The following is a 12,448-nucleotide window of genomic DNA, read 5'->3' on the forward strand; positions in this document are numbered from 1 at the left end:
GGCAAGGTCACGCTCGAACCAGAATCTGGTGCTGTCCCCGACGTGCTGACCCCACTACAACCAGGATGTTGCGCGACCCTGCGGCCTGCGGCCGGGCGGTGGTCTGGGCGGGGGCGCCGGTCGGGTGGGGTCAGTTGCGGGACTGCATGCCGGCGCGGAGGTTGCGCAGCAGGCCACCGGCGTCGCTGACCGACCGGCCCGGGAACATCGCCATGACCACGCTGCCGTGGTCGGCCCACCCGCACACCGCGAAGTCGCCACCCTCGCCGCTGGTGCTACCGCACTTCAGCACGCCGCCCAGGTCGCCGGCGGGCATCTCGCGGAGGCCGGTCACCGCACCTGTCTCGTCGGACATGAGGCGGAACAGGCTCTCCAGGTCCCGCTCGGGCTGCCAGAGCAGGGTGGTGCCGCCGAAGATGAGCACGGAGCGCTTCTCGTCGGCCGGGTCGCGGTAGACCGTGCCGAAGCTGCGGTCCAACTCGATGTCCGCCGCCAGGCCGCTGCGCAGGTAGTCGGCCGTGCTCTTCGCTCGTTCGCTGTCGTCCCGGCTCAGGCCGGCAATCTGCGGAGGCGAGGTGAGCTCGGTGTCCTTCTGCTGCGCCACCCGCCACCCGGCGGCACCCAGCACCCCGGCGCCCGCCAGGCCGACCACCAGCGCGACCGTCCAAGCGATCTTGCGCCGTCTCGACCAGCCGCTGGGGCGTTCGTCGGGGTCGCCCCCGGAGTCGCGGGTGCTCAGCTGGATCGGCTCTTCGGTCAGCTCGACCGGCTCGCGACCGCCGTCGAGCGACCGCTCGGTGAGATGTGCGTCGGACATAGCCGACACCGTACGCGAACCACAGGTGGCGCACGTCAGGTCCGCGGAAGCCCTCCGTAGACTTGTCAGGTGACCGAGAGACTGGATGCCCGACGCCCCGACGCCCCGACCCTTGCCGGCCAGTACCAGCCCGGCGAGGTAGAGCAGCGACGGTATGAGCAGTGGGTAGCCGCCGGGCACTTCCGGGCCTCCGCCGACAGTGACAAGCCCCCGTTCGCCATCGTCATCCCACCGCCGAACGTGACCGGCTCACTGCACATGGGCCACGCGTTCGAGCACACGCTGATGGACGCGTTGACGCGGCGCAAGCGGATGCAGGGCTTCGAGGCGCTGTGGCTGCCGGGCATGGACCACGCCGGCATCGCCACCCAGAACCTGGTGGAGCGTCAGCTCGCCGCCGAGGGCCTGTCCCGGCACGACCTCGGCCGGGAGAAGTTCGTCGAGCGGGTCTGGCAGTGGAAGGCCGAGTCCGGCGGGGCGATCCTGGGGCAGATGCGGCGCCTCGGCGACTCCGTCGACTGGGACCGTGAGCGCTTCACCATGGACGAGGGGCTGACCCGGGCCGTCCAGACGATCTTCAAGAAGCTCTTCGACGAGGGTCTCATCTACCGGGCCAACCGGATCATCAACTGGTGCCCGCGGTGTCTGACCGCGCTCTCCGACATCGAGGTCGAGCACACCGACGACGACGGTGAGCTGATCTCGATCCGCTACAGCGACGAGGTCGTGGTGGCCACCACCCGGGCTGAGACGATGCTGGGCGACACGGCGGTGGCGGTCCACCCGGACGACGAGCGTTACCAGCACCTGATCGGCACCGAGGTCGAGCTGCCGCTGACCGGCCGGCGCATCCCGATCGTCGCCGACGCGCACGTCGACCCGTCGTTCGGCACCGGCATGGTCAAGGTGACCCCGGCGCACGACCCGAACGACTTCGAGATCGGCCAGCGGCACGACCTGCCCGCGATCACGGTCATGGACGAGCGTGGCGTGATCACCGTGCCCGGCCCGTTCGAGGGGCTGGACCGGTTCGAGGCGCGGCCCGCGATCGTGGCGGCGTTGCGCGAGCAGGGTCGGATCGTCGCGGAGAAGCGGCCGTACGTGCACGCGGTCGGGCACTGCTCGCGGTGCAAGACGACAGTCGAGCCGCGGCTGTCGTTGCAGTGGTTCGTCAACACCGGACCGCTGGCCCAGGCCGCCGGCGACGCCGTGCGCGACGGTCGCGTCCGCATCGAGCCCGCCGAGCTGTCCAAGCGCTACTTCGCCTGGGTCGACAACATGCATGACTGGTGCATCTCCCGCCAGCTGTGGTGGGGGCACCGGATCCCGGTCTGGTACGGCCCGCAGGGCGAGATCGTCTGCGTCGGCCCGGACGAGCAGCCGCCGACCGGCGACGGCTGGCGGCAGGACGAGGACGTGCTGGACACCTGGTTCTCCAGCGCGCTCTGGCCGTTCTCCACGCTCGGCTGGCCGGAGCAGACCCCTGACCTGGCCAAGTTCTATCCGACAAGCGTCCTGGTCACCGGCTACGACATCCTGTTCTTCTGGGTCGCCCGGATGATGATGTTCGGCCTGTACGCGATGGACGGCAAGCAGCCGTTCGACGTGGTGGCCCTGCACGGCATGGTCCGCGACGAGCACGGCAAGAAGATGTCGAAGTCGTTCGGCAACGTCGTCGACCCGCTGGACTGGATCGACCGGTTCGGTGCCGACGCCACCCGGTTCACCCTGGCCCGGGGCGCCAACCCCGGGCAGGACGTGCCGGTCAGCGAGGAGTGGTGCCAGGGCTCGCGCAACTTCTGCAACAAGTTGTGGAACGCCACCCGCTTCGCCCTGATGAACGGTGCGCACACCACGGGTGACCTGCCGCCCGCCGAGCGGCTCTCCACCGTCGACAGGTGGATCCTGTCCCGGCTGGCGCACGTCACCGCCGAGGTCGACGAGCAGTTCGAGGCGTACGAGTTCGCCAAGGTGTGTGACCTGCTCTACCACTTCGCCTGGGACGACGTCTGCGACTGGTACGTGGAGCTGAGCAAGCCGGTGCTCGCCGAGGGCGGTGAGCGGGCCGAGACCAGCCGTCGGGTCCTCGGGCACGTGCTGGACCAGCTGCTGCGGCTGCTGCACCCGGTCATCCCGTTCGTGACCGAGGAGCTGTGGCTCGCGCTGACCGGTGGCGAGACGGTGCAGACCGCCGCCTGGCCGGTGGCCGACCGGTCGCTCGTCGACGACGCCGCCGAGGCCGAGCTGGCAGGTGTGCAGCGCGTGGTCACCGAGATCAGGCGGTTCCGCTCCGATCAGGGGCTGCGCCCGACCCAGCGGGTGGCCGCCCGGTTGGACGGGCTGGCCGGGGCGGGCATCGACGCCCACGAGCCGCTGATCCGCTCCCTGGTCCGACTGGACCCGGCCGGAGACGATTTCCAGGCCAGCGCCACGCTGGCCATGCCCGGCGCGGTCGGTGTCGCGTTGGACACCCGGGGGTCGATCGACGTGGCCGCCGAGCGGGCCCGGCTGACGAAGGACCGCGCGGCCGCGGAGAAGGAGGTCGCGCAGGCTCGGGCGAAGCTCGACAACCCGGCCTTCATCGGTAAGGCCCCCGAGCCGGTGGTCGCCAAGATCCGCGACCGGCTCGCCACCGCCGAGGCCGACCTGGTCCGGATCGACGCTGCTCTGGAGACGCTTTCCTCGTGACCGACCGTACCGAATTCGCCGCCGTCGAGGCCGAGCTCAACGCCCGTGGTTTCACCCGCATGGTCTTCGAGCTGGGCCGGATCGAGTCGCTGCTGGACCTGCTGGGCAGCCCCCAGCGGGCGTACCCGGCGATCCACCTGACCGGCACCAACGGCAAGACCTCCACCGCACGGATGATCGACTCGCTGTTGCGGGCGCACGGGCTGCACACCGGGCGGTACACCAGCCCGCACCTGGAGACCGTCCGGGAGCGGATCAGCCTGGACGGGGAGCCGGTGAGCGAGGAACGGTTCGCGGCCGTGTACCGGGAGATCAAACCGCTGGCCGAGCTGGTGGACGCGCGGTCGGACGAGCCGCTGACGTACTTCGACATGACGACCGCGTTGGCGTTCGCCACGTTCGCCGACGCGCCTGTCGACATCGCGGTGGTCGAGGTGGGCCTCGGCGGCGCGGAGGACGCGACGAACGTCATCCAGGCCGGGGTCTGTGTGATCACCCCGATCGGGCTGGACCACACCGAGTGGTTGGGTGACACCCTTCAGGACATCGCGCTGGCCAAGGCCGGCATCATCCACCCGGGCGCCACGGTGATCGCCGCGGCACAGGAGGAGGAGGCCACCGGTCCCCTCCTCGATCGCAGCGCCGAGGTCGGGGCCACCATCGCCCGGGAGGGCGCCGAGTTCGGCGTACTGGGTCGGGCGGTCGCGGTCGGCGGTCAGGTCCTCAGCCTGCAGGGCCTGGGCGGCGTCTACGACGACGTGTTCATCCCGCTGCACGGCGCCCACCAGGCGCAGAACGCCGCGGTGGCTCTCGCGGCGGTGGAAGCGTTCCTGGGCGCCGGGGCTCGACGTCAGCTGGACGTCGAGACGGTCCGGGAGGGCTTCGCCTCGACCAGTTCGCCGGGTCGGTTGGAGCGGGTCCGTAACGCGCCGACGATCCTGCTCGACGGCGCGCACAACCCGCACGGCATGAAGGCCACCGTCACCGCGCTCCAGGAGGAGTTCGCGTTCAGCAAGCTGGTGGCGGTCGTCGGCGTACTCGCCGACAAGGACGCGGAGGCCATGCTGGAGTTGCTGGAGCCGGTGGTCGACCAGGTGGTGGTCACCCGTAACAGCTCCCCCCGGGCGATGCCGACCGAGGCACTCGCCGCGCTGGCCGCCGAGATCTTCGGCGAGGAGCGGGTGGACTTGGCCGAGGAGATGCCGGACGCCATCGAGCTGGCGGTGGCGCTGGCCGAGGAGGACGTCCCCGGCGAACTCAGCGGGGTCGGGGTGCTGGTCACCGGCTCGGTGGTGACGGTCGCCGATGCTCGTCGGCTGCTGAAGCGATGACCGAGCCGCAGCGGGACCCCTCCGCCACCGATGACCCGGCTGACCAGGGCGCGGCCGGCTCGCCGGCCGATCAGTCCGTGCCGGAGGAGCGCGTCGCCGGGCAGCCGCGACGCTCCGGGTTGCGCAACCCGGAGCGGGCGGTACGCGGCCTCGGGGCCGGCACGCTCAGCCTGGAGGCGCTGGTGCTGCTGCTCGCCATCCAGCCGATCCGTGTGGTCGGCGGTGATCTCAGTGGCGCCGCCATCGGTGCCGTGGTGGCACTTGCGGTGGCCGCCATCGTGGTCGCCGGCATGATGCGCCGCCCCTGGGCATGGCACGCCGGCACGGTGCTCCAGGGCCTGCTGATGCTGGGCGGTCTGCTGCACTGGTCGCTGCTCGCCCTGGGCATCATCTTCGCCCTGGTCTGGGCGTACGCGCTGCACGTCCGCCGGGTCATCCTCGGCTGACGCCGGACCGGTCGGCGGGCCGGGTCAGGCCTCGGCGCGTTCGCGCCACTGGGTGAGCGCGATGCCGTGGCCGTCCGGGTCGCGGAACGCCGCCGCCCACACCTCCAGCTTCGAGCCCCGGTTGACCACCCGGGGCGCGTACGTGAATCGGACGCCCGACCCGCGTAACCGTTCGTACGCCGCTTCGATGTCGTTGACCTCAAGGTTGACGTGCACCAGGCGGCGGCTGATGGGCGCCGCGCCGGTCACCTCGCGCAGGACGAGCCGGGTCGTGCCGGAGGCGAGTACGGCGTTGCCGGGGCCCCGGTCGACCTCGGTGAAGCCGAGCACGTCGCGGTAGAAGTCGAGCGACCGGGACAGGTCGGTCACCAGCAGGGTGAGACCGACCCCGCTGATCGGCGCGCCCGGATCGGCGGTCGCGCCCGATTCGAACCCGAAGATCGCCTGGTCCAACTCCTCGTCGGTGACCGTCTCGCGTCCCGCCCCGGCGGGGGAGGGGTCGTCGAGCGGGAGGTCGAGGGGGTCCAGTGGGTCGGTCGCGCCCGGCCCGGACCGCTGGGCGGGCGGCGGGTCGACGCGCTGGGCCGGCGGGTCGAAGGCGTCTCCGGCGGGCGGGGTTGCCCGGTCGTCCTCCGGCAGGTCGTACCGCTCGTCGAAGCGCTCCTCGGCGGGCGGGCGTGGTGCCGGGGTGGCCCGCCGGGGCAGTCCACCCTTGGCCTGCTGCTCGACGAGGACGCCTTCCAACACCACCGGGCCGCCCGGGCTCTGGTGCATCACCACGGGCTCGCGCTCCTCGGGCACGACGCCCGGGTCGTCGCGCAGCGGGTCGTCGCGCAGGGGGTCGGTACGCAGGTGATCGGCGCGCACCGGGTCGGGGCCGAGCGGGTCACGGTAGGGGTCGCCGAGCGGGTCGCGGAAATCTTCCCGGAAATCGTCGTCCGGCCCACGATCGGCCCACGGCGGGGCATCCTGCTGGATCAGCCCCTCGTCCATCGCGTCGGCGTCGGCGAACTCCGGCGGGAGGTCGGCGACGGCGGCGGCGGTCTCGGCGTGGGTCGGCACCTCGTCCCAGAGGACCTTCACGTGCCGCTGGTCGTCCAACGCGACCCGGATCGGCAGGGTCTGGCCCAGCGACGGCCACTTGGAGACCGGCACCCTCGGCTCGATGATCTTCTTGGACCGGGGCGGCAGACCGGGCGCGTCGAGCACCAGTTGCAGTTCGCAGCGGCCGAACGCGTACTGGGTGGGTGGTTCGGAAGCGCTGTGCACGTGCCCGACACCGACCACCCAGGTGCGCCCACCACCGCGTACGGTCGCCAGCGCGATCGCCAGCACCAGCAGGGCGACCCCGAGAGCCACGATGGCCCAACTGGGCATGCCCAGCCCGAAGACGACGACGAAGGTGGCCACGGTGCCCAGCACCACGCCGACCAGCTTGCGTACCGGCGCGATGGGTCGGTTCCCGCCATTCGCCACAGTGGACCTCCCGGGGTCAGGGCCAGGCTAGGCCGGATCGGCCACCGGGCGAAAGGCCGGCCGCCGCGCCGGCGCCGGGACCGGGTCGCTACGCTGACCGTACCGATCCCAGGCGTCCAGCGTGCACAGGAGGAACCCAGCGTGTCCAGCAACAGCCCGGATGAGCGCAGCCTCGTTCTGATCAAGCCCGACGCGGTCCGCCGCGGCCTGGTCGGCGAGGTCCTCTCCCGCTTCGAGCGCAAGGGGCTGCGAATCGACGCGATGGTGCACCGGACGATGGACGCGACGCTCGCCGACGAGCACTACGCCGAGCACGTGGACAAGGCGTTCTACCCGCCGCTGAAGGACTTCATGACCAGCGGTCCACTTGTCGCGCTCGTGCTCTCCGGCGACCAGGTCATCGACGTGGTCCGCGGGCTGGTCGGCGCCACCGACGGACGCAAGGCCGCCGCCGGCACCATCCGGGGCGACCTGTCGCTGTCCAACCGGGAAAACCTGGTGCACGCCTCCGACTCGACGGACAGCGCCAAGCGCGAGATCGCGCTCTGGTTCCCCGAGCTGGGCTGACGCTCCCGAGTTGGGCTGACGCTGCGCGGTCCGGGCCGGCTCTGCGGTCCGGGCCGGCTCTGCGGTCCGGACCGGCCGACGGCACCGGAGGGTTCAGTCGACCGGCGGCACTTTCGTCGGGTTGCCGACCACGTAGATCCCGGTGATCCGCCCGTCGGCCGCGGCGATGGTGAGCGTGTATCGACTGCCGTCCGCGCGCATGATCAACACGGCGGGTTCCCCGTTCAGTTCGATCGGATGCACGGTCATGGGACGGCCCGGGCCGTAGATCCCGGCGTAGAACCGGGCGATCCGGTCCGCGCCGGTGACCGGGTTGCGGGCTGCCCGGACCCGACCACCGCCGTCGTTCCAGGCCGTGGCGTCCGCCGCGACCAGGCCGGTGAGCGTCGCCAGGTCACCGTCGCGGGCGGCGGCGAGGAACGCGTCCAGCAACCGTTCCCGTTCGGCCCGGCTCGCGGTGAAGCGCCGCTGCTCCTGATGGACCCGGCTGGTCGCCCGGTGGTGGAGTTGGCGGCAGTCCTCCGGGGTCCGCTCCAGGATCTCGGCGATCTCGGCGTACGGCAGGTCGAAGGCGGTGTGCAGGACGTACACCGCACGCTCCGGCGGGGTGAGCCGCTCCAGGACGTGCAACAACGCGGTGGAGAGCGAGTCGCGCAACTCCGCGCGGTCCAACGGTCCGAACGGCGAGGGCGCGGTCGGCACGGGCTCGGGCAGCCAGGTGCCGACGTACGTCTCGCGGGCCGCCTGCCGGGCCCGCAACCGGTCCAGGGCCAGCCGGGTGACCACCCGGGACAGGTACCGGCGGGGCTCCTCGACCGCCGACCGGTCCACGCCGTGCCAGCGCAGGTACGCCTCCTGGAGCACGTCCTCCGCGTCGTGTCGGCTGCCGAGCAGCCGGTACGCGAGCCCGAGCAGCATCGGCCGGTGCGCCTGGAGCGCACCGGCCGCGTCTGTTGCCTCAGTGGTCATGCGTGGGCCGGAGGCTCCAACCGCATGGTCACTCCGATCCGATTCCACACGTTGATTGTGGCAATCGCGACGACGAGGTCGGCCAGTTCCTTCTCCGACCAGACCTTCGCGGCGGCGTCCCACACCTCGTCCGGCACGCCGTGCTCACCGAGCCGGGTGACCGCGTCGGTGAGGTCCAGCGCGGCCCGCTCCCGCTCGTCGAAGAACGGCGACTCCCGCCAGGTGGCCACCGCGAACAGCCGCCGGCTCGACTCACCCTTGGCGAGCGCGTCCTGGCTGTGCATGTCGACGCAGTACGCGCATCCGTTGATCATCGACGCGCGCAGTTTCACCAGCTCAAGCACCGTCTGGTCGACGTTCGACTGGACGTACTTCTCCAGCCCCATGACCGCCTGGTACGCCTTCGGCGCCACCGCGCCGGGATTCATCCGCTGCATGACTACCTCCCCTGATCGGTTGGACACCGACACGACGGATGGGAGAGGTCGCACCGTGACAGCCAAACCTGTGACCCCAGTCATGCCACCCACCAACCCCACCTCACTCCCCAGCCCGTTGATCATGGGGTTATCGTCACGACACGCCGGGGCAGCCAGCAATAACCTCATGATCAACGGGCTGGGGTCGGGCTGGGGGCGGGTGGGTCGGGGGTGGGGTGGATTGGTCGGCGGTGTGGTGGTGGGTGGGTCTTGTATCGTTGGGACTGGCGATGATCCGGCTATCACCGGTGAGCCTCCGGAAGAACGGCCGGGTCACCGGCCCAGTAGAACCGGACGGGTGCGGCCCGTCACAGCCGGTCAATGAGCGGGCGGTCGATCGTGACCGCCAAGCGGGGTGGTACCGCGGATCACCCGGGAGCGCCGTCGAGGCGTACCCCTGGGACGGTTCGTCCTCGCAGACCCACGTTGAGTGAGCTGCATGAGGAGAGCGACCCCCGATGGCCTATCCGTTGCACGACCCGACCGCCGCCGGAGTCCCGGCGAGCCCGGACCTGCCCGCGGTCGAGCGCCGGGTGCTGGAGCACTGGACGGCCGACCAGACCTTCGAGGCCAGCGTCGAGGCCCGCCCGGCCGGCGACGACGGCAAGAACGAGTACGTCTTCTACGACGGCCCGCCGTTCGCCAACGGTCTGCCGCACTACGGCCACCTGTTCACCGGGTACGTCAAGGACGTGGTGCCGCGCTACCAGACCATGCGCGGACGGCACGTGGAGCGGCGCTTCGGCTGGGACTGCCACGGCCTGCCCGCCGAGGTGGTGGCCGAGAAGCAGCTCGGCATCACCAGCAAGGCGGAGATCATCGACCTGGGCGTGGCCCGGTTCAACGAGGCCTGCCGCACCTCGGTGCTGGAGTTCACCCAGGACTGGGAGCGGTACATCAACCGGCAGGCCCGCTGGGTCGACTTCACGAACGACTACAAGACCCTCGACCTGGACTACATGGAAAGCGTCATGTGGGCCTTCAAGACCCTGCACGACAAGGGTCTGATCTACGAGGGCTTCCGGGTGCTGGCGTACTGCTGGCGCTGCGAGACGCCGCTGTCGAACACCGAGACCCGGATGGACGACGTCTACCGGGACCGGCACGACCCGACGCTGACGGTGTGGTTCGGGCTGACCGCTGACGAGTCCGCGCCGGAGCTGGTGCGCGGGCCGGTCCGGCTGGGCGTCTGGACCACCACGCCGTGGACCCTGCCGTCGAACCTGGCGCTCGCCGTCGGCCCGGACATCGAGTACGCGGTGCTGGAACGCGACGGGGAGCGGTACGTCGTCGGCGCGGCGCGGCTGGCCGCGTACGCCAAGGAACTGGACGGCTTCGAGCAGGTCGGCACGGTGTACGGCCGGGACCTGGTCGGACGCCGCTACACGCCGCTGTTCGACTTCCTCGTCGAGCAGGCCGGCGACAACGCGTACCAGGTGCTCGGCGCGGAGTTCGTCACCACCGAGGACGGCACCGGGATCGTGCACCTCGCCCCCGCCTTCGGTGAGGACGACCAGAACGTCTGCAACGCCGCCGGCATCCCCACCATCGTCACCGTCGACGACCACACCCGGTTCACCGCGCTGGTCCCGCCGTACCAGGGTGAGCAGGTCTTCGACGTCAACAAGCCGGTGATCCGGGAGCTGAAGGAGCGGGGGGTGGTGCTCCGGCAGGACACCTACACCCACTCGTACCCGCACTGCTGGCGCTGCGACACCCCGCTTGTCTACAAGGCGGTGTCCTCCTGGTTCGTGGCGGTGACGCAGTTCCGGGACCGGATGGTCGAGCTGAACCAGGAGATCAACTGGACGCCCGGGCACATCAAGGACGGCTCGTTCGGCAAGTGGCTGGCCAACGCCCGGGACTGGTCGATCAGCCGGAACCGGTTCTGGGGTTCGCCGATCCCGGCGTGGAAGTCCGACGACCCGAACTACCCGCGCCTGGACGTCTACGGCTCGCTGGCCGACATCGAGCGGGACTTCGGCGTACGCCTGACCGACCTGCACCGGCCGGCGGTGGACGACCTGGTCCGCCCCAACCCGGACGACCCGACCGGACAGTCGATGATGCGCCGGGTGCCGGAGGTGCTGGACTGCTGGTTCGAGTCCGGGTCGATGCCGTTCGCCCAGGTGCACTACCCGTTCGAGAACGCGGACTGGTTCGAGCACCACTACCCGGGCGACTTCATCGTCGAGTACATCGGGCAGACCCGCGGCTGGTTCTACACCATGCACGTGCTGGCCACCGCGCTGTTCGACCGGCCGGCGTTCCGCAACTGCCTGAGCCACGGCATCCTGCTCGGCTCGGACGGGCGCAAGATGTCCAAGAGCCTGCGCAACTATCCGGACGTCTACCACGTCTTCGACGCGTACGGCTCGGACGCGATGCGGTGGATGCTGATGTCCTCGCCGGTGCTGCGCGGTGGGGACATGGCGGTCACCGAGGCGGGCATCCGCGACGCCGTCCGGCAGGTGCTGCTGCCGCTGTGGAACGTCTGGTACTTCTTCACGCTCTACGCCAACGCCGACGGGCACCAGGCGAGTCGTCGCACCGACTCGACGCACCTGCTCGACAGGTACATCCTGGCGAAGACCAACGAGCTGGTGGCCACGGTCGGCGCGCAGATGGACGCGTACGACATCTCCGGCGCCTGCGCCACCGTCCGGTCCTACCTGGACGCCCTGACCAACTGGTACGTGCGCCGCTCCCGGGATCGGTTCTGGTCCGGTGACGTCAACGCGTTCGACACGCTCTGGACGGTGCTGGAGACGCTCTGCCGGGTGGTGGCGCCGCTCGCGCCGTTGACCGCGGAGGAGATCTGGCGAGGCCTGACCGGGGAGCGGTCGGTGCACCTGACCGACTGGCCGGAGGCGACGGACTTCCCGGCCGATCACGACCTGGTCGCCGCGATGGACGCCACCCGGGCGGTCGCCTCGGCGGCGCTGTCGCTGCGCAAGGCCAAGGGTCTGCGGGTACGGCTGCCGCTGTCCAAGCTGACCGTGGCCTCCCCGGCGGCGGAGCAGTTGCGTCCGTTCGCCGACCTGGTCACCGACGAGGTCAACGTGAAGGCCGTCGAGTTCAGCGCCGAGCTGTCCGCGTACTGCGAGCAGGTGTTGACGGTGGTGCCCCGGGCGCTCGGTCCGCGGGTCGGCAAGCAGGTGCAGCAGGTGATCAAGGCGGTCAAGGCGGGCGACTGGGAGCTGGTCGACGGCGCCCCGGTGGCCGCCGGCGTCACCCTCGCCGAGGGCGAGTACGAGCTGCGACTGGTCGCCGCCGATGCGGAGAACTCCGCGCCGCTGCCCGGCGGTGAGGGTGTGGTGGTGCTGGACACCGAGGTCACCCCGGAGTTGGCGGCCGAGGGGCTGGCCCGCGACGTGGTGCGGGTGGTGCAGCAGGCTCGCCGGGACGCCGACCTCGATGTGTCGGACCGGATCGTGGTGTCGGTGTCGGCCTCCGAGCAGGTGCGCGCGGCGGTGACCGGATACCTGGACTTCGTGTCCGGGGAGGTGCTGGCCGACTCGGTGGACTTCGCCGAGGGCATCGACGGCTTCGCCGGTGAGGTCGGCGAGGGCGACCGGGTGACGGTCTCCGTCCGCCGGGTCTAGCGACGATCGTCAGGTAGCGGGCGCCGCGCCACCTCCGTCCGAGGGGTGTGCGGGCGTCCGCTACCGTGAC

9 protein-coding genes are annotated in these 12,448 nt (G+C 70.9%); 5 read left to right on the forward strand and 4 right to left on the reverse strand.

Features of this window, described 5'->3' with window-relative positions; genetic code table 11:
* Nucleotides 1-130: 130 nt before the first annotated feature.
* Nucleotides 131-817, reverse strand: coding sequence for a hypothetical protein (locus tag AB0O48_RS32205; protein WP_357244136.1), 687 nt, complete (start codon nt 815-817; stop codon nt 131-133).
* 69 nt (nt 818-886) lie between these two features.
* On the opposite strand from AB0O48_RS32205, the gene AB0O48_RS32210 reads away from it, so the two are divergent.
* The 3 genes from AB0O48_RS32210 to AB0O48_RS32220 are packed head-to-tail and all read left to right on the forward strand — an operon-like array spanning nt 887 to nt 5,282.
* Complete coding sequence (locus AB0O48_RS32210) at nt 887-3,505, forward strand: valine--tRNA ligase (protein ID WP_357244139.1); 2,619 nt, start codon at nt 887-889, stop codon at nt 3,503-3,505.
* Nucleotides 3,502-4,836 carry a folylpolyglutamate synthase/dihydrofolate synthase family protein gene (locus tag AB0O48_RS32215; RefSeq protein WP_365069695.1) on the forward strand — a complete coding sequence of 445 codons (1,335 nt, stop codon included), beginning with the start codon at nt 3,502-3,504 and terminating at the stop codon, nt 4,834-4,836. Before AB0O48_RS32210 ends, AB0O48_RS32215 begins: the two co-directional genes overlap by 4 nt.
* On the forward strand, nt 4,833-5,282 hold the full coding sequence (locus AB0O48_RS32220) for a DUF4233 domain-containing protein (protein WP_365069697.1): 450 nt from the start codon (nt 4,833-4,835) through the stop codon (nt 5,280-5,282). Before AB0O48_RS32215 ends, AB0O48_RS32220 begins: the two co-directional genes overlap by 4 nt.
* A gap of 24 nt (nt 5,283-5,306) precedes the next feature.
* Here the strand turns inward: AB0O48_RS32220 and AB0O48_RS32225 are convergent, their stop codons facing one another.
* Nucleotides 5,307-6,758 carry a VOC family protein gene (locus AB0O48_RS32225; RefSeq protein WP_365069699.1) on the reverse strand — a complete coding sequence of 484 codons (1,452 nt, stop codon included), beginning with the start codon at nt 6,756-6,758 and terminating at the stop codon, nt 5,307-5,309.
* Nucleotides 6,759-6,899: 141 nt separating this feature from the next.
* Here AB0O48_RS32225 and ndk point away from each other — a divergent pair, with 141 nt between their 5' ends.
* Entirely contained in the window at nt 6,900-7,325 is a 426-nt protein-coding gene (gene ndk, locus AB0O48_RS32230) for a nucleoside-diphosphate kinase (RefSeq protein WP_357244151.1), read from the forward strand.
* Nucleotides 7,326-7,418: 93 nt separating this feature from the next.
* Here ndk and sigJ read toward each other — a convergent pair whose 3' ends face one another.
* Both sigJ and AB0O48_RS32240 read right to left on the reverse strand, forming a co-directional pair.
* The gene (gene sigJ, locus AB0O48_RS32235; protein WP_365069702.1) at nt 7,419-8,294 is read right to left on the reverse strand and encodes an RNA polymerase sigma factor SigJ; all 876 of its coding nucleotides are present in this window, start codon (nt 8,292-8,294) and stop codon (nt 7,419-7,421) included.
* Nucleotides 8,291-8,731 (reverse strand): carboxymuconolactone decarboxylase family protein, encoded by a 441-nt coding sequence (locus tag AB0O48_RS32240; protein ID WP_357244157.1) that lies wholly within the window; start codon nt 8,729-8,731, stop codon nt 8,291-8,293. Before AB0O48_RS32240 ends, sigJ begins: the two co-directional genes overlap by 4 nt.
* A 500-nt stretch (nt 8,732-9,231) precedes the next feature.
* Here AB0O48_RS32240 and ileS point away from each other — a divergent pair, with 500 nt between their 5' ends.
* Entirely contained in the window at nt 9,232-12,378 is a 3,147-nt protein-coding gene (gene ileS / locus AB0O48_RS32245) for an isoleucine--tRNA ligase (protein ID WP_365069705.1), read from the forward strand.
* Nucleotides 12,379-12,448 lie beyond the last annotated feature (70 nt).

The sequence above is a fragment of the Micromonospora sp. NPDC085948 genome (assembly GCF_040686315.1).
In the GTDB taxonomy this organism is placed as follows: Bacteria; Actinomycetota; Actinomycetes; order Mycobacteriales; family Micromonosporaceae; genus Micromonospora.